Genomic DNA, 17,628 nt, shown 5'->3' on the forward strand with positions numbered 1-17,628 from the left:
AGACCTCAGACCCGCTGCCAGAGTGCCGGGACGTTCGGCGGCTCCCAGCCCGCGATGGCCGTGTGGGGCTGCAGGCACCGGTAGGAGACGCCGTTGTAGGTGACCGTGCTGCCCGTGGTGTAGGCCGTGCCGGCCTTCCAGGTGCCCGAGGCCGTCGTGGTCGGCGTCGGGGTCGGGGTGGGCGTGGGGGTCACGGTCGGGGTCGGAGTGGGGGTGGGCTGACCGCCGCCGCCGATCTGCAGGTCGATGCAGGAGTAGAAGGCGTTGGAGGTGTCGGAGATGTTCCAGATCGCCAGGACCTTCTGGCGGCCGGAGTAGCCGGACAGGTTCACCGTGTGCGAGATGGTCGACGGCGGCTGCTGGCCGTTGCCGTTGAAGACGGCGACCCGGGTGCCGCCGATGTAGTACTCGTAGTTGAGCGTGGCGTGCCTGGCGGTGAACGTCCAGGTGAAGGTCACCGAGCTGCCCACGGAGGTGGCCGGCCACGGCTTGCTCTCGTCACTGAGCTGGGCGAACTGGCCGAGGTTGGCGTTGCAGCTGCGCAGGCCCTTGGGGCCTTCCACGCTCTGCGGCTCATAGACGATCTGGCCGCAGTCGGCCACCTTGCCCTGGGCGCAGTTCGCCTGCCGGCTGGGGGGTGAGTTCACATAGCCGTGGGCGAACGCGGGAGAGGTGTTGAACACCGCCGTGGCGATGGTGATCACCGCCACGGCGACTAACGTGAGAGTCCTTCGCATTGAAGCGGCTCCTTTACATGGGGGGATAGTCCAAATGTAAAGGAAAGTTTCCTAACGGTAAACGGTCGGCTTACCAGAATTCCGGACTCTCGTCAGAGGCTCAGCGCGTCACGATGTAATCGCGCGGGTCACGGGGGGCGCGCTCGCGCGGCGGCGCCGCGGCGTGCCCGATCGCCACGCAGCCCATCGGATCCCACGACTCCGGCAGGTCGAGCACCCGCCTCACCACCGGACGGCAGAACATCGTGGAGGACACCCACGCCGAGCCCAGCCCCTCGACCGCGAGCTGGATGAGGAAGTTCTCCACGCCGGCGCCCGTCGCCACGACGAACATCTCCCGCTCGGCGGCGTTGCGCCGGTCGTCGCGGTAGGTGTGGGAGCCCTCCATCACCAGGCACGGCACCACCAGGTAGGGGGCGTCGCGCAGGACGTCGCCGCGCCTGACCCGCTTGGCGATCGACTCCTCGGTGAAACCGTCGCCGCGCAGGTCCTCGATCCACGCCTCGCGCATGGCGTCGAGCAGCTCGGTGCGCGTGCGCGCCGACTCGACCAGCACGAACCGCCAGGGGGTCGTGTGGTGCGGCGCCGGCGCCGCGATGCCCGCGGCCACCGCCCTGCGCACCGCCCCGCCGTCGACCGGCCGGTCGGAGAACCCCCTGATCGTACGGCGGGCGAACACGACGTCGCGGGAGCCGAAGCGGAACAGGTCCTCGTCGGCCGGACGGACGAGCGGCCTGACCCCCGGCCCGTCGTCGTCGGTCACCAGATGGCCGAGGCCGCGCACGATCGCCACGGGAACGCCGTCGAGCTTGCCCTTGACCAGCTCGGCCGCGCTCGCGATCTCGTCGGCCAGCGCGGTGACGGTGGCGCTGAGCGCGTTGCCGTAGGAGTCGGAGGTGCCCCGGAAGTCGTCGAGCGGACGCACCCCGGAGACGCCGATCGCCACGTCGGTCTGCCCGTTGCGCCACGGACGCCCGAACGTGTCGGACACGATCACCCCCACCCGCGCGTCGAGCCCGGCCCTGATCCGCGCCGCGGAGGCGTCGGGGTCCTCGGGCAGCAGCAGGACGGTGCCGGGCTCGGTGTTGGAGGCGTCGACCCCGGCCGCGGCCATCACGAAACCGTGGCGGGTCTGGGCGATCACCGTGTCGCCGACCCTGGCGACCACCCGCTCGGTCTCCTCCTCGATCGCGCCGGCCCGGTCGGGCGCCCGGCGGACGCGCCCCTCCGCCTTGCTCACGATCTTCGAGGTGACCACCACGATGTCGCCGTCGCGCAGGTCGGCCTCCTTGAGCAGGGCCGCCACCTCGTCGCCCGGCCGGACCTCGCCGATGCCGGTGACGGCGATGACCTCGATCCGTCGCGTGCTCATCGGGCCAGCTCCAGGGCCAGGTCGAGCGCCGTACGGGCGATGTCGGCGGTTGCCTCGGCGTCGTGCATGAGGATCGGACGGGACACCACGCGCACGCCGTCGAGCGCCACCCCGGAGTCCTCCTCGGCCACCAGCCAGCCGTCGACCAGGCCGGAGCCGTAGAGGTCGAGCACGGCCTGGGCCGAGGTCTCCACGCCGATGGCCGTCAGGCACGCGTCGGCCATGCCGCGCACGGGCGCGCCGCCGATGATGGGGGAGACGCCGACCACGGTCTTGGCCGCGACCGCCTCGCGGATGCCCGGGACCTGGAGGATCGTGCCGATGCTCACCACCGGGTTGGACGGCGGCAGGATGACCACGTCGGCCTGCTCGATCGCCTTCAGCACGCCCGGCGCGGGCTTGGCCGTCTCGACACCCACCAGCGCGAACGACTCGGCCGGGACCGAGGCGCGCAGGCGCACCCACCACTCCTGGAAGTGCACGGCCCGTTTGCCGCGCTCGTCGGAGATCACCACATGTGTCTCACAGCGGTCATCGGTCATCGGCAGCAGCCGCACGCCCGGCTGCCAGCGCGCGCACAGGGCCTCGGTGATCTGCGAGAGCGGGTAGCCCGCCTCCAGCATCTGCGAGCGGACGATGTGGGTGGCGAAGTCGCGGTCGCCCAGCCCGAACCACTGCGGCTCGACCCCGTAGGCGGCCAGCTCCTCCTTGACGACGTGGGACTCGTTGGCCCTGCCCCAGCCCTGCTCCTCGTCGATGCCGCCGCCCAGGGTGTACATGACGGTGTCGAGGTCGGGGCAGACGCGCAGGCCGAACAGGGTGATGTCGTCACCCGTGTTGCCGATGACGGTGATCGAGGCGTCGGGTGCGGTGGCGCGCAGGCCGCGCAGGAAACGGGCGCCGCCGATACCGCCGGCGAGGGACACGATGTGCATGTGTCCCAGTCTTCCACCGGCCTCTGACATCCCCGTGGGGGGAGTGGTTCTGTCCTACTTCATGGCAGAGAAGTTCCAGGTATGGGGGTAAATGGGATGGAAGAGGTTCTTGGGACGCCCGCCGCGAAAGTCGGCAATGTGGCAAACTCCCTTCGGGCCAAAGGGTCCGATGGGGGTTACTCATGAGCAAACTCAATGCCGCCCGACTACGGGAGCCGGCAGCCTGGATCATGCTCGTCACCGGGCTGCTGGACGTCGTCCTGACGATCGGCCACATCCTGATCGGCGCGGGCAGCTCGCTCGACGGCGGGTTCGCCGGCCGTGCCGCCGCGAACCTGCCGGGCCTGACCAGCCCGGTCGTGACCGGGCTGTTCGTGGGTGCCGTGCTGCTGGTGACCAGGGCGGGCGAGCGCTTGCCCAAGGCCAGGACCATCGCCTACGGCTCGGCCGCCGGCCTCGGGCTCGCCGCCGTGTTCGGCGCGCTGGCGCTGATCGTCGGGCTGTTCGCCGGGGGCGGCTTCCGCGGGGTGGTCGAGTACGTCCTCACGGGCGTGCCCACGCTCGCGCTGACCGTCGTCGGCCTGGCCTACCTGCTCCCCGAGGTCATGTCCGACCGTTCCGCCATCCCCACCCTCGACGGGTACGGCCGCCCGACCACCCACTACGGCCAGCCCCAGCAGTTCGGCCAGTCCGACCAGCCCCAGTACGGCCGCCCCCAGCAGTTCGGCCAGCCGGACCAGCCCACCTACGGCCAGCCGGACCAGCCCGCTTACGGCCAGTCCGACCAGCCCGGCCACGGCTCCGACCAGCCGTCCCAGCCCGCGTACGCGCAGCCGCACGCCGCGCCGACCCCCTACGGCCAGCAGCCCGCGCTCGCGCAGCTCCCCCCGGGCCAGGACGCCCAGTCCGCCGCTCCCGACCTCCAGCCCGCCTCCTCCGGCTACGCCCCCCAGCCGCCGTCGGGCCAGATCCCCGCAGCTCCGGGCTACGCCCCCCAACCCCCCTCGGGCCAGCAGACCCCGGGCTACGCCCCCCAGCCCCCCTCCTCCGGCTACGAGCCCCAGCCCGCCTCCAATGGGTACGCCCCCCAGCCGCCGTCCGGCCAGCAGTCGACCGTCGCCTTCGGCCAGCAGTCGGCCAGCAACCATCAGGACCAGCAGGCGCCCTACGCCCAGCAGGACCAGCAGGCCCCTTACGGCCAGCAGGACCAGCAGTCGGCCTTCGGCCAGCAGGACCAGCAGGCCCCCTTCGGTCAGCAGGACCAGCAGTCGGCTTTCGGTCAGCAGCCCGGCTACGGCGCCCAGGCGACGAACCCCGGCGGGCAGCCCGGCGGAGGCTACGGCCACCAGCCCCCGAGCTACGGCGGCCAGCCGGAGCCCTCCGGCTATGGCCAGCCCGAGCCCTCCACCCCCGGCTACGGCCAGCCCGCCCCCGCCGGACCTGCCTTCGGCCAGTCCGACCCCTCGGGCTACGGCCAGCCCGCGCCCGGCTTCGGCCAGCACGACGCCACCGCCCCCGGCTACGGCCACCAGCCCGAGACCCCCGTCCCGCAGGCGGCCGACGCCCAGTCCCCCTACGCCCCCCAGCCCCCCGGCGCCCAGCCCGCCTACGGCCAGGCCGAGGTTTCGGCTCAGCAGTCCGCTTTTGGCCAGGGCGAGGTTCAGGGACAGCCCGCCTACGGCCAGGCCCAGCCGCAAGGCCAGCAGCCCGCCTACGGGCAGCCCGACCAGACGCCGTTCGGCCAGCCGTCGCAGGGGCCGTCGCAGGGCAGGCAGCCCGAGCCTCCCTTTGCCCAGCCCTCCCACGGCCAGCAGCCCGACCAGGCGCCCTTCGGTCAGCACGGCGGGCAGCCCGAGCCGTACCAGCAGCAGCAGCCCTACCAGCCGGCCAGGGCCGCGCTCCCCGCCGCGTCCACCGACCAGCCCGGACGCCAGCCCGACTCCCCGTTCCCCCCGGCACCCGAGCGCCCGTACGGCCAGGCCGACCAGCCCTTCGGGCACCCCCAGGGCCCGGCCGGACAGCCGTTCGCACAGCCGGGCACGCAGCCGGGCGCGCAGCAGGACCAGGGCTTCCCGCCGCAGAGCTTCGGCCAGGACCAGGGGTACGCCCCACCGGCCTACACCCCGTCCGAGACGCTCCCCGACTCCGGCTACCAGCCGCCCGCCGGCGAGTACACCCCCGCGCCCTACGTCCCGGCCGACAGCCAGCCCAGCGCGTACGGCCAGGCCGGCTACCCCACCCCCGACAACCCGTACGCCCCGAGGGACGGCTCCCAGAGCACCTTCGGCGACCAGGCGTACCCGAGCGGCGAGACCAGCCCGAGCGTCCCGTACCCGCAGGCGGAGCAGCAGCAGCCGTACCTCGACCGCCAGAGCGCCTTCGACCAGCAGGGCGGCCAGCCGTTCACCGGCTACTCGGGCCACGAGTACGCCACCCCCGCCTACCAGGAGCCGGACCCGCCCGTCGACCCGCGCTCCCAGCAGCTCCTGGACGCCTACCAGCAGGCCGAGACCTACCAGAGCTCGACGGCCGCCTCCGGCACTCAGCCCGACCTGAGGGTCCCCGACTACGGCGGCCAGCCGGCCAGGCCGTACGACGACCCGTTCGGCCACCCGCAGCAGGGTCAGCCGTACCAGCAGCAGCAGCAGAACGCGTTCGAGCCCCAGCAGCAGGGCCAGTACGAGCCCCAGACCTACCGCCCCACCCACCAGGCCCCGGCCGGGTGGACCGAGGCGCAGGGCGAGTCGACGATGCGGCTCGACCCCTCGCAGTTCGGGGACGCCCTCGGCGCCCAGAACCGCCCGGGTGACGACCCAATCGACCCAACGGCCATATACACGCCCAACGAGCCACGCAGGTAACGGACCGGCAAACGACGGCTAGAGAGAAGGTGGCCCAAAGGGCGGGCGTCTACCCCGCCCTGCTACGGTTCCGACCGCTGACAGCGTTGAACGAACCGGGTCGAAGCCTTGCTGTGCAGGGGGTCTCGGCCTGGTGCGAACACCACATGCCGAGCACACCGGGGCGAGAGTCGGTCTTTCCCCGGATACCGTCATGCCGCTTGACGTCACGTACGGCACGCGCGTGTAATTACAACCATGTTGTTACGCCTTCCCTTGGGTGGGTAGGAGGAAGGCGTCCATGGGGGGCTCCATTGCGGGCGGGCGGCAGGGAGGTGTGCAGTGACCGATCCGGTCATCGCACAGGATCAGCTTGACGCTGAAGAACTCGGATGGCAGGAGCGTGCGTTGTGCGCGCAGACCGATCCGGAGGCGTTCTTCCCGGAAAAAGGCGGCTCCACCCGAGAAGCCAAGAAGGTCTGTCGATCGTGTGAGGTCCGTGCCGAGTGCTTGGAATACGCACTCGAACACGATGAGCGATTCGGCATCTGGGGTGGGTTGTCGGAGCGGGAGCGCAGACGGATCAAGCGCCAGGCCGTTTAGGGGATATGAGCGAAAGGGTCACGCGGTAGCCCGCGTGACCCTTTTTCGCGTGTGGTCACACCTGTAGGGTGGGCGCGCCTGATCAACGCTGGAGTCGCCCGACCATGACACGTCCCCTCGTCACCGTGATCGTCGTCGCCCATGATGGCGGGCGCTGGCTGGGGGAGACGTTGCGCGCGCTGGCCGGCCAGAGCCGCAGGCCGGAGCGCGTCGCGGGCGTCGACAACGGCAGCAGGGACGGCTCGGCCGACCTGCTCGCGCAGACGCTCGGCCCGTCCAACGTGCTCGCGCTGCCGCGCTCGGCCTCGTTCGGGGACGCGGTGGCGGAGGTGCTGGACAAGCTGCCGCCGTGCGGCCAGAACGAGTGGCTCTGGCTGCTGCACGACGACTGCGCCCCCGACCGGCGGGCGCTGGAGGCCCTGCTCACGGCGGCCGAGCAGGACCCCAAGGCGGCGGTGCTCGGCCCGAAGCTGCGCGACTGGCTCGACCGCAGACGCCTGCTCGAACTGGGCGTGACCGTCGGCCTCACCGGGCGCAGGGACACCGGGCTGGAGCCGCGCGAGTTCGACCAGGGGCAGCACGACGGCACCCGGGAGGTGCTCTCGGTCTCCACGGCGGGCATGCTGGTCCGCCGCGACGTCTGGGAGCGGCTCGGCGGCCTCGACCCGCTGTTCCCGCTCTTCCGCGACGACCTCGACCTGTGCTGGCGGGTACGCAACGCCGGCCACAGGGTGCTGGCGGTGACCTCGGCGGTGGCCTGGCACGCCGAGGCGGCGGCGCGCAGGCGACGGCGGATCACGGTCAGCGGCGACCATCCGCGCAGGCTCGACCGGCGGAACGCGATGTTCGTCATCATGGCGAACCTGCCGTTCCGCGTGATGTTGTGGGCACTCGTCCGGAACCTGGCCGGGTCGGCCCTGCGCACCCTGCTGTTCCTGCTGGGCAAGCAGCCGGCGAACGCGCTGGACGAGATGGTGGCGCTGGGGTCGATCCTGGTGCACCCGTTCCGGCTGCTGAAGGCGCGAAGGGTCCGCCGCGACGGCCGTAAAAAGGGATTTATCCGTATAAAGCGGTTGATGACGCCGCCGGGAGGCGCCTACCGGCGGCTGACCGACATGGTGCAGAGCTTCCTCGCCGGCGAGACCCCTGTGGACTCCACCGGCCGCCACCACCACCACTCCGCCACCGAGGACGACGAGGCAAGCACGCCGGCGGACACCGGCGCGGTCAAGGGCTTCCTCCGGCGTCCGGGCGTCGTCCTCATGCTCGCCCTCGCCGTGATCTCGCTGGTCGCCGAACGGTCGCTGCTCGGCGGCGACCGGCTGGGCGGCGGCGCGCTGGTCCCGGTGACCGGCGGCGCGGGGGACCTGTGGCGGTTCTACACCGAGGGCTTCCACGACATCGGGCTCGGCTCCACCGACTGGGCGCCGCCGTACGTGGCGCTGCTGGCGGTGGCCTCGACGCTGGCGCTGGGCAAGACGTGGCTGGCCGTGTCCGTGCTGCTGCTCGGCTCGGTGCCGCTGGCCGGGGCGTCGGCGTACCTGGCGACCAGGCACATCATCCCGGCGGTGCCCGCGCGGGCCTGGGCGGCGGGGACGTACGCGCTGCTGCCCGTCGCGACCGGCGCGATCGCGGCCGGGCGGCTCGGCACGGCGGTGGTGTTCGTGCTGGTCCCGGTGTACGCCGCGCTCGGCACCACGCTGCTGTCCGGCGAGCGGCGCCGCGCCGGGCGCGCGGCCTGGGCGCTCGGGCTGCTGCTGGCCGTGGGGACCGCGTTCGTCCCGCTGGTGTACCCGCTCTTCGCGGTGCTCGGCGTGCTGGCCGCCGTCGCGTACGGCGGGGTGCGGCGCGGCGTGGTGACCTCCATGGCGGTCGCGCTCGCGGTGCCCGTCGTGCTGCTGTTCCCCTGGCTGGCCGGGCTGGTCGCGGACCCGGGCCGCATCCTGCTGGAGGCGGGCCTGCACGATCCCGCCCTGGTGGAGGCGGGGCTCGCGCCGGAGTCGCTGCTCGCGCTCAGCCCGGGAGGGCCGGGGCTGCCGCCGTTCTGGGTGACGGCCGGGCTGGTGGTGACCGCGCTGGCCGCGCTGCTCATGCGCCGCCAGCGGATGATCGTCGCGATCGGCTGGGGCGTCACGCTGTACGGCGTGCTGGCGGCCATCCTGGTCAGCCGGATCGGCGTCGAAGGGGCGCGGGCCTGGCCCGGCGTGCCGCTGGCGTTCGCGGGGACCGGGCTGCTGGTGCTCGTGGGCCTGACCGCGCACCGGCTGGCCGAGCTGCGGGCCGGCGGCGGGCTGCGCAGACTGGGCGCGACCCTGGTGGTGGCCGCCGCCGTGAGCACGCCGATCCTGGCCGCCGGCTACTGGATGGCGTACGGGGTGCGCGGCCCGCTGACCGGCGACGCGCCCGAGACGCTGCCCGCGCTGGCCACCTGGAGCACCCGGCACGGCGAGCGCACGCTGCTGATCAAGGGGCACGCCTTCACCGTGCTGCACGGCCGTACCCCGTTGATCGGCGAGGCCGAGCTGCCGGTCGCGTCCGAGGGCCGTACGAAGGTCGCGGTCGCGGCGCAGGGCCTGGTCGGCGGGCGCGGCGGGACCGACGCGGCGACGCTGGCCGAGCACGGGATCGCCATGGTGGCCGTGGCCGCGCCGGTGCCGCCGGAGCTCGCCAGGTCGCTCGACTCGCAGCCGTCGTTGGAACGCATGAGCCTGTCGGAGGCGGGCGGCCTGTGGCGGCTGGCCGAGCCGGTCACCCGCGTGGCCGCCGAGCCGGCCGACGTCCTGCACACGCCCTGGTTGTGGGCCCAGGGGGCGCTGGCCCTGATCGTGCTGGCCCTGGCCACGCCCGGACGCCGGGAGAGCGGCGCGGTCGAGGGCGTCGAAGCGCCCGTGCCCGCGCCGGCGGGGGTGCGATGAAGGCGTTCGTGGAGAACAGGTTCGGCCTGCTGGTGCTGGTCGTGGTGGCGCTGTCGGCCCTGTACGGCGTCGCGTTCGTCACCCGTCCGGCCCCCGCCCCGGCCAAGGCGGAGGGGCCGAGGAAGGTGGCCGTCGAGTCGGTGACCGCCGTCTGCCCCGGTGCCAAGGGCGCGCAGATGAACGTCTACCTGCCCGGACGCCTGTCCCGCGAGGTCATGAAGAACGCCGAGCCGTACGTGACGAACGGCCCGGGAGCGCTCGAAGCCGGATACACCACCCGGGTGACCTCAGGCGCGGCCCGCGGGCTGTCCGGGGTGCGCTGCACCGAGCCGGCGCAGGCCGCCTGGCTGGTCGGCCCCGGTCCCGCGGCGGCCGACGTGGTCCTGCACCTCACCAACGCCGACAAAGCCCCGGCCCAGGCCGACGTCGAGGTGTACGCGGCCGAGGGCCTGGTCTCCGGCGACAAGGGCCGCGGCCTGGAGCTCGCGCCGGGCGAGCACAAGGAGATCGACCTCAGGACGCTCGCGCCCTCGGCGGACGTCATGGCCGTCGGCGTCACCACCGTCTTCGGCCGACTGGCGGTGGCGGCCAGGGCGTCGATGCAGGCCGGCGGCGTGGACTGGCTGCCGCTCGCCGCGCCCCCGGCCACCCGCGTGGTGGTGCCCGGCATCCCCGGCGGCGGCGGCAGGCGCGAGCTGCTGGTCGCCGCCCCCGGCGAGAACGACGTGTCGGTGCAGGTCAAGGCGGTCAGCCAGGACGCCGAGTACGCGATGAAGGGCCGCGAGACCATCGACGTGCCGGCGGGCAGCGTGGTCGCGATGGACGTGACCACCGGGATCGGCGGCGAGTCGGCCGCGCTCGTGCTCACCGCGCCGGAGCCGATCGTGGCCGGGCTCGTCGTCGCCGGCACCGGCGTGCGGCAGGACGTGGCGTTCACGGCGGGCACGCCCCCGCTCGACCTGGGCAGCGCGGTCGCGGGCAACGGGCCCGGCACGCGGCTGCTGTTCACCGCGCTCGGCGGTCCCGGCGAGGTCCGGGTGCAGGAGGTGCCGGTGAAGGGCGAGCCGGGCAGGCCGTACGACGTGGCGGTGCCCGCCGGGCGGACCAAGGAGGTGCGGCTGCGCGGCAAGGGCGAGTTCGCCGTGGTCGTCACGCCCGTGTCGGGCCAGGTCTACGGCGGCCGGGTCATCGAGGAGCGGCAGAAGGACGGGCTGCTCGTCACGGCCCAGCCGCTCGCGCCCGCGCGCATGTGGACCATGCTGCCCGCGCTGACCGACAGCCCCCTCGCCGTGCTGCCCTGACCCGGGTCACCCGGGCCGGACGGGTCAGCGGCGGTCGTCGTAGCCCGGGTCGACGGTCTCGGGGGCGAGGCCGAGCAACGTGGCGACCTGCTCGACCACCGTGTCGTGCACCATCGCGCCCAGGGTGTCGCGGTCGCGGGCACGGGCCTCCAGCGGGCGGCGGTAGATCACCACGGAGGCGGGCGACTGGCCGCTGGCCGCGTCGGCGCGGCCGAACGGGATGGGCTCGGTGCCCATGCTCGGGCCGTCGCCCAGCTCGTTGAGCGGCGGCACCTCCTCGACCGCGAACTCCACGGCGGACAGCTGTTTGTCCCATCGCGGCCGGAGCCGGTCGACGGCGTCGAGCACGAGGTCGTCGAAGCGCTCGCTGCGGGAACGGGCCATGGGGACGTGGGAGGGGGCGAGGGGGCCGCGCAGGCCACGACCGTGGCGATCGCGCCGTCTGGGACCGCGCTTTGGAGTCACCGACCAAGTGTAAGGGCACCCGCCCGCGAACCCCCGGAACCCCCGCCCCGCGTCATCGCGGTCCGGAGCGGGGGTCGAGGAACTCGCGGTACTGCTCCATCCACGTCAGCACGTCGCGCAGCGGCTCGGGACGCAGCCGGCACGGGCGCCACTGCGCCTGCCGGCCCTGCTCCACGAGCCCCGCGCGGGCCAGCACCTTCACGTGCTTCGAGACGGCCGGCAGCGTGAGGTCGAACGGTTCGGCCAGCTCGCCGACGGTCGCCTCGCCCTCGGTCAGCCGGGCGAGCATCGCCCGCCGCGTCGGGTCGGCGAGGGCCGCGAAGACGGCGTTCAGCTGATCGTCCCGGCTCATCACTTTCCTTGGTGGTTAATTAACTGATGGAGAAAGTACAGGGCGACCGGTGTGGCGTCAACGGCGACGGGGCAAGGTTGTCCCTCAGGCGCGCGCATCGGTGCATGTGGGTGGAAAGCCTGCGACAGGTGTCCGAATTGTGGCGACACGCTCGTTAAGAGCGCTCAGATAGTGGCGCCTCGCACTCTTAGCAGATACGGTCCCTCCGTGAGCCCCGTCCGCCGCTGTTCCCGCACCGCTTGCAGCCAGCCTGCCGTCTTCACGCTCACGTACGTATACGCCGACTCGACCGCAGTTCTCGGCCCTCTGGCGACGTACGCCGAGCCACACTGTTACGACCTGTGCGCCGAACACGCCGAGCGGCTGACCGCTCCCCGCGGCTGGGAGGTCGTCCGGCTCCCCACCGACGGCAACTCCCCCAGCTCGGACGACCTGGAGGCGCTGGCCAACGCGGTCAGGGAGGCCGCCAGGCCCACACCGTCCGGCAGCGGCGAGCCGGTCGGCCAAGGGGTCGAGGTCGGGCGCAGGGGCCACCTGCGCGTTCTTCGGTCGGCCCAGCAGCACCGCGACCGGTAGGCTCGTTTCACACGACAAACGACCTAGGGCGGAGCTGAAGAGTGGGCGACCTCGCCAAGATCTTCAAGGCGTACGACGTTCGCGGGGTGGTTCCCGGCGAGCTCGACGAGCCGATCGCCGAGGCCGTGGGGGCGGCGTTCGTCGAGGTGACCGGGGCCGTGTCCGTCGTCGTCGCCCATGACATGCGCGAGTCGTCCGTGCCGCTGGCCGAGGCGTTCGTCAGGGGCGCCCGCTCGCGCGGGGCCGACGTCGTGTTCGCCGGGCTGGGCTCCACCGACCTGCTCTACTACGCCAGCGGCAGCCTGGGCCTGCCCGGCGTGATGTTCACCGCCAGCCACAACCCGGCCCAGTACAACGGGATGAAGATGTGCCGCGGCGGCGCGGTGCCGATCGGCGGCGAGACCGGCCTGAGCGAGATCCGCGACCGCGCGGCCGAGCTGGTGGGCGCCGCCACCGCCGCCCCGACCGGGTCGCTGATCGAGAAGGACCTGCTGTCCGGCTACGCCCACCACCTGCGCTCCCTCGTCGACCTGTCGGCGATCCGGCCGCTCAAGGTCGTCGTCGACGCGGGCAACGGCATGGCCGGCCACACGGTCCCGGCCGTGTTCGAGGGCCTGCCGCTGGAGCTGGTCCCGCTCTACTTCGAGCTCGACGGCGACTTCCCCAACCACGAGGCCAACCCGCTGGAGCCGCAGAACCTCCTCGACCTGCAGCGGGCCGTCGTCGAGAGCGGCGCCGACCTGGGCCTCGCCTTCGACGGCGACGCCGACCGCTGCTGGGTGATCGACGAGCGTGGCGCGTCCGTCTCGCCGTCGGCCGTCACGGCCCTGGTGGCCACCCGCGAGCTGGCCAAAGACCCCGGCGGCACGATCATCCACAACGTGATCACCTCGCTCGGCGTGCCCGAGATCGTCCGCGAGCACGGCGGCGAGCCCGTGCGCACGCGCGTCGGCCACTCCTTCATCAAGGCGGAGATGGCCCGCACCGGCGCGATCTTCGGCGGCGAGCACTCGGCCCACTACTACTTCCGCGACTTCTGGTTCGCCGACTCGGGCCTGCTCGCCGCGATGCACGTGCTGGCCGCGCTGGGCGAGCAGGACCGCCCGCTGTCGCAGGTGGTGGCGGCCTACTCCCGCTACCACGCCTCCGGCGAGCTCAACAGCGCGGTCGCCGACCAGGGCGAGGCGCTGGCGCTCGTGCGCGCGGCCTTCGCGGGCCGCGGCGAGGTCGACGAGCTCGACGGCCTGACGATCACCGGCCCCGACTGGTGGTTCAACCTGCGCGCGTCCAACACCGAGCCGCTCCTCAGGCTGAACGCCGAGGCGGCCGACGAGAGCAAGATGAAGGCGATCAAGGACGAGGTCCTCGCCATCGTGGGAAGGGTGTCACTGTGAAGATCGACGACTGGCTGCTGGAGATCCTGGCCTGCCCGGCCTGCAAGGCGCCGCTGCGCGCCGAGGCCGAGACCGAGGAGCTGGTCTGCACGGACTGCGGTCTGATCTACCCCGTGCGCGACGACATCCCCGTCCTGCTGGTCGATGAGGCAAGGAAGCCGTGACCTGGGAGCCCGGGCGGCTCGATGACCAGCATCACCTCACCGAGGCCGATCCGGGCGGCATGCTGCTCGCGGTCGCGGCCTCGGCCGCCCAGGTGCGCACGGGTCGCCGTGCCGCGGTCGAGGCCGGCGTCGACCGGCTGGTCGGCCAGGGCCGCCCGCGGGCCGTCGTGGTCGCGGGCATGGGCACGGCGGGCCTGACCGGCGACATCCTCGCGGCGGTGTGCGGCAACGGCGTGCCGCTGCCGATCATGACGCTGCGGTCCTACCAGCTCCCGGGCTGGGTCGGCGCGACCGACCTGGTCATCGCCGTCTCCGCCACCGGCGACGAGGAGGAGACGGTCTCCCTCGCCGTCCAGGCCGTCCGGCGGGGGTGCGGGCTGCTGGCCGTGTGCCCGCCGGGCTCGCCGCTGGAGGCCGTGGCCGTGCAGGCGTCGGCGATCCACGTCCCGGTGCGGCCCGACGGTCCGCCCAGGGCCGCCCTGTGGCTGCTGACGACCCCGGTGATCGTGGCCGCGTCCGCGCTCGGGCTGGTCACGGCCGGGCCCGAGGTGTTCGAGCGGGTGGCCGCGACCCTTGAGGACATCGCCAACCGCTGCCGTCCCTCCAGCGAGTCCTTCGTCAACCCGGGCAAGTCCCTCGCCATGGATCTGGCCGAGAGCATCCCGATGATCTGGGGTTCCTCGCCCGTGGCCCGTGCCGCGGCGTACCGGCTGGCCTGCCAGCTCAACGAGACCGGCAAGTACCCCGCCGTCTTCGGCGAGCTGCCCGAGGCGGGCCACAACCAGGTGGCCGCCCTGGAGGGGCCGCTGGCCGAGCGGGACATCTTCGCCGACACGGCCGGGCCGACGCTCAGGCTCGTCATGCTGCGCGACGTCGAGGAGCATCCTCAGGTGACGCGGCAGCGCGAGGCGTCGCTGCGGCTCGCGCGCGACCGGGACGTGCCGGTCAGCGAGCTGACCGCGGAGGGGCTGCATCCGCTCGAACGGCTGGCCGCGCTCGTCGGCCTGGCGGACTACGCCGCCACCTACCTGGCCCTCGGCTACGCGCTCGATCCGACGCCTGTGGCCACGATCACTGAGCTTCGGGCAAGGGTTTCGCAATAGGATCCCATGTCAGGTCCATGCAGGTGATCTTATGAGCGGAGACGACCGGTGAGCGCGAGTGGTGGCACCAAGGCAATCATTGCGGCGCTGAGCGCCAACCTGGCGATCGCGGTGGCGAAGTTCGTGGCGGCGTTCTTCACCGGGTCGTCCTCGATGCTGGCCGAGGGCATCCACTCCGTCGCCGACTCGGGCAACCAGCTCCTGCTCCTGATCGGCGGCAAACGGGCCCAGCGGGCCAGCGACAAGGCCCATCCCTTCGGCTACGGGCGCGAGCGGTACTTCTACGCGTTCGTGGTCGCCGTCGTGCTGTTCACCATCGGCGCGGTCTTCTCGATCTACGAGGGCTGGCACAAGATCTCCTCGCCGGCCGAGGTCGATGCGCCGATCTGGGCGTTCGCGGTGCTGATCTTCGCGATCATCGCCGAGGGCTTCTCGTTCCGTACGGCGGTCAAGGAGTCCAACCCGCTGCGCGGCAAGCAGTCGTGGTTCGCCTTCATCCGCCGTTCCAAGTCGCCCGAGCTGCCCGTCATCCTGCTGGAGGACCTGGGCGCGCTGCTCGGCCTGGTCTTCGCGCTGTTCGGCGTGACGATGGCCGTCGTCACCGGCGACGGCGTCTGGGACGGCATCGGCACCCTCATGATCGGCGTGCTGCTGGCCGTCATCGCGATCGTGCTGGCCGTCGAGACCAAGTCGCTGCTGCTCGGCGAGGGCGCCTCGCCCGAGGTCGAGGAGCAGATCCGGGTCGCGCTGGAGGGCGCCCCCGAGGTGACCAGGATCATCCACATGCGCACGCTGCACCTCGGCCCCGAGGAGCTGCTGGTGGCGGCCAAGATCGCGGTCGCACACGACGACACGGCCGGCGAGGTGGCCCGCGGCATCGACGAGGCCGAGCGACGCATCCGCGACGCCGTGCCGATCGCGCGGGTGATCTACCTGGAGCCCGACCTCGACCGGCTGCGTACGACTGCCGGCTGACGCTCAGCCCCGGGGCCGCAGCAGCCTCAGGGCCTTCTCCTTCTCGAAGTCCAGGGCCCTGCGCGGCACCTGGATGCGGCCGATGCGCACGCCCAGCTCGCGCACGGCCGCGGCCACCTGGGGCTCGCTCAGCACGCGCAACGCGAAGGCCAGCTCGGCGGGCGAGACGTCGAACCGCTTCTCCAGCTCCACCCCCTGGGCCACGGCGGCGAGTTCGTCAGGACCGAATCTGCGGTGCGCACCGCGCTCCCGGACGGGCGGCAGCAGGCCCAGAGCCTCCCGGTATCGGAGCATTCGTGGGGACATGCCGAGCCGCTTGGCTGCTTCCGTGATGCGCATCCTTACATTCTTACGTCAGTTTCGCCGTCTCGGAGATGCGAGGCCGCCCGAGCGCCGCCTAAACTCGTCCGCGACACCAATCGTGACGCGAGGGGAATCCCGATGGACTTCAAGGTCGCCGACCTTTCACTTGCCGACTTCGGCCGCAAGGAAATCCGGCTCGCCGAGCACGAGATGCCCGGCCTCATGGCGATGCGCAAGGAATACGCGGCCTCCCAGCCCCTCCGCGGCGCGAAGATCATGGGCTCCCTGCACATGACGATCCAGACGGCCGTGCTCATCGAGACGCTGGTCGCGCTCGGCGCCGAGGTCCGCTGGGTGAGCTGCAACATCTTCTCCACCCAGGACCACGCCGCCGCCGCGGTCGTCGTAGGCCCCGGCGGCACCCCGGAGGACCCGAAGGGCGTCCCCGTGTTCGCCTGGAAGGGCGAGACGCTGGAGGAGTACTGGTGGTGCACCGAGCAGGCCCTCACCTGGCCGAACGGTGACGCCCCCAACATGATCCTCGACGACGGCGGCGACGCCACGCTCCTCGTCCACAAGGGCGCCGAGTACGAGAAGGCCGGGGCCGTGCCCCCCGCCGGCGCCGACGACCCGGAGGAGTGGCACGTCATCATCGACCTGCTCACCCGCACGGTCGGCGAGGACAAGCGCTGGACCCGCATCGCCGAGAGCATCAAGGGCGTGACGGAGGAGACCACCACCGGCGTGCACCGTCTCTACGAGATGCACAAGAACGGCCAGCTCCTCTTCCCGGCGATCAACGTCAACGACTCGGTCACCAAGTCGAAGTTCGACAACAAGTACGGCTGCCGCCACTCCGTCATCGACGGCCTCAACCGCGCCACCGACGTGCTCATCGGCGGCAAGGTGGCCGTGGTCTGCGGCTACGGCGACGTCGGCAAGGGCTGCGCCGACGCGCTGCGCGGCCAGGGCGCCCGGGTCATCGTCACCGAGATCGACCCGATCTGCGCCCTCCAGGCGGCCATGGACGGCTTCCAGGTCACCACGCTGGAGGAGGTCGTCGGCATCGCCGACATCTTCGTCACCACCACCGGCAACTTCAACATCATCACCGCCGCGCACATGGCGCAGATGAAGCACCAGGCGATCGTGTCCAACATCGGCCACTTCGACAACGAGATCGACATGGCCGGCCTGGCCAAGCTGCCCGGCATCGTGAAGAACAACATCAAGCCGCAGGTCGACGAGTGGGTCTTCGCCGACGGCCACTCGATCATCGTGCTGGCCGAGGGTCGCCTGATGAACCTGGGCTGCGCCACCGGCCACCCCAGCTTCGTCATGTCCAACTCCTTCACCAACCAGGTGATCGCGCAGATCGAGCTGTTCACCAAGACGGCCGAATACCCGACCGGCGTCTACACGCTGCCCAAGCACCTCGACGAGAAGGTCGCCCGCCTGCACCTCGACGCGCTCGGCGTCAAGCTCACCGAGCTGACCAAGGAGCAGGCGGCCTACATCGGCGTGCACGTCGAGGGCCCGTACAAGTCCGACCACTACCGCTACTGATCCGCAGGGCGGCTCCGGGAGGGCCTG

At 72.2% G+C, this 17,628-nt stretch carries 16 protein-coding genes; 10 read left to right on the top strand and 6 right to left on the bottom strand.

Annotated elements, in window-relative coordinates:
- Positions 1-5 precede the first annotated feature (5 nt).
- From ACWCSU_RS02010 to cofD, 3 genes are all read right to left on the bottom strand, one after another.
- The gene (locus tag ACWCSU_RS02010) at positions 6-737 is read right to left on the bottom strand and encodes a lytic polysaccharide monooxygenase (RefSeq protein ID WP_357702688.1); all 732 of its coding nucleotides are present in this window, start codon (positions 735-737) and stop codon (positions 6-8) included.
- A gap of 100 nt (positions 738-837) precedes the next feature.
- Positions 838-2,109 (bottom strand): coenzyme F420-0:L-glutamate ligase, encoded by a 1,272-nt coding sequence (locus tag ACWCSU_RS02015; RefSeq protein WP_449932935.1) that lies wholly within the window; start codon positions 2,107-2,109, stop codon positions 838-840.
- Positions 2,106-3,044, bottom strand: coding sequence for a 2-phospho-L-lactate transferase (gene cofD / locus ACWCSU_RS02020; RefSeq protein ID WP_357702692.1), 939 nt, complete (start codon positions 3,042-3,044; stop codon positions 2,106-2,108). The genes ACWCSU_RS02015 and cofD overlap by 4 nt, the downstream gene beginning before the upstream one ends.
- Positions 3,045-3,226: 182 nt before the next feature.
- On the opposite strand from cofD, the gene ACWCSU_RS02025 reads away from it, so the two are divergent.
- The 4 genes from ACWCSU_RS02025 to ACWCSU_RS02040 all read left to right on the top strand — a co-directional run bounded on the left by ACWCSU_RS02025 (position 3,227) and on the right by ACWCSU_RS02040 (position 10,703).
- Positions 3,227-5,905, top strand: a complete 2,679-nt coding sequence (locus tag ACWCSU_RS02025) for a hypothetical protein (RefSeq protein ID WP_449932938.1) — start codon at positions 3,227-3,229, stop codon at positions 5,903-5,905.
- Between the two features lie 321 nt (positions 5,906-6,226).
- Positions 6,227-6,487, top strand: coding sequence for a WhiB family transcriptional regulator (locus ACWCSU_RS02030; protein WP_020546325.1), 261 nt, complete (start codon positions 6,227-6,229; stop codon positions 6,485-6,487).
- A gap of 104 nt (positions 6,488-6,591) precedes the next feature.
- Positions 6,592-9,402 (top strand): glycosyltransferase, encoded by a 2,811-nt coding sequence (locus ACWCSU_RS02035; RefSeq protein WP_449932940.1) that lies wholly within the window; start codon positions 6,592-6,594, stop codon positions 9,400-9,402.
- Entirely contained in the window at positions 9,399-10,703 is a 1,305-nt protein-coding gene (locus ACWCSU_RS02040; RefSeq protein WP_357702698.1) for a DUF5719 family protein, read from the top strand. The genes ACWCSU_RS02035 and ACWCSU_RS02040 overlap by 4 nt, the downstream gene beginning before the upstream one ends.
- A 24-nt stretch (positions 10,704-10,727) precedes the next feature.
- Here the strand turns inward: ACWCSU_RS02040 and ACWCSU_RS02045 are convergent, their stop codons facing one another.
- Positions 10,728-11,087 (bottom strand): metallopeptidase family protein, encoded by a 360-nt coding sequence (locus ACWCSU_RS02045; RefSeq protein ID WP_357702700.1) that lies wholly within the window; start codon positions 11,085-11,087, stop codon positions 10,728-10,730.
- A gap of 133 nt (positions 11,088-11,220) precedes the next feature.
- Positions 11,221-11,520, bottom strand: coding sequence for an ArsR/SmtB family transcription factor (locus ACWCSU_RS02050; RefSeq protein WP_357702702.1), 300 nt, complete (start codon positions 11,518-11,520; stop codon positions 11,221-11,223).
- A 207-nt stretch (positions 11,521-11,727) separates the two neighbouring features.
- On the opposite strand from ACWCSU_RS02050, the gene ACWCSU_RS02055 reads away from it, so the two are divergent.
- Genes ACWCSU_RS02055 through ACWCSU_RS02075 form a run of 5 tightly spaced genes read left to right on the top strand, consistent with a single transcriptional unit; the run spans position 11,728 to position 15,732 of the window.
- Entirely contained in the window at positions 11,728-12,096 is a 369-nt protein-coding gene (locus tag ACWCSU_RS02055; protein ID WP_352323386.1) for a DUF3499 domain-containing protein, read from the top strand.
- A 41-nt stretch (positions 12,097-12,137) separates the two neighbouring features.
- Positions 12,138-13,490, top strand: coding sequence for a phosphomannomutase/phosphoglucomutase (locus tag ACWCSU_RS02060; RefSeq protein ID WP_364086398.1), 1,353 nt, complete (start codon positions 12,138-12,140; stop codon positions 13,488-13,490).
- Positions 13,487-13,654 (top strand): Trm112 family protein, encoded by a 168-nt coding sequence (locus tag ACWCSU_RS02065; RefSeq protein WP_352323388.1) that lies wholly within the window; start codon positions 13,487-13,489, stop codon positions 13,652-13,654. Before ACWCSU_RS02060 ends, ACWCSU_RS02065 begins: the two co-directional genes overlap by 4 nt.
- Positions 13,651-14,757 (top strand): SIS domain-containing protein, encoded by a 1,107-nt coding sequence (locus ACWCSU_RS02070; protein WP_449932944.1) that lies wholly within the window; start codon positions 13,651-13,653, stop codon positions 14,755-14,757. Before ACWCSU_RS02065 ends, ACWCSU_RS02070 begins: the two co-directional genes overlap by 4 nt.
- Before the next feature lie 48 nt (positions 14,758-14,805).
- Positions 14,806-15,732: a cation diffusion facilitator family transporter gene (locus ACWCSU_RS02075; RefSeq protein ID WP_357702708.1), complete on the top strand. Its 927-nt coding sequence runs from the start codon at positions 14,806-14,808 to the stop codon at positions 15,730-15,732.
- Positions 15,733-15,735: 3 nt separating this feature from the next.
- On the opposite strand, the gene ACWCSU_RS02080 is transcribed toward ACWCSU_RS02075, so the two are convergent.
- A complete protein-coding gene (locus ACWCSU_RS02080; protein ID WP_357702710.1) occupies positions 15,736-16,071 on the bottom strand; it encodes a MerR family DNA-binding transcriptional regulator in 336 nt (111 codons plus the stop codon).
- A gap of 96 nt (positions 16,072-16,167) precedes the next feature.
- Here ACWCSU_RS02080 and ahcY point away from each other — a divergent pair, with 96 nt between their 5' ends.
- Positions 16,168-17,601 carry an adenosylhomocysteinase gene (gene ahcY, locus ACWCSU_RS02085; protein WP_449933718.1) on the top strand — a complete coding sequence of 478 codons (1,434 nt, stop codon included), beginning with the start codon at positions 16,168-16,170 and terminating at the stop codon, positions 17,599-17,601.
- The last annotated feature ends 27 nt before the right edge of the window (positions 17,602-17,628 follow it).

It is taken from the genome of Nonomuraea sp. NPDC001699 (genome assembly GCF_053596455.1).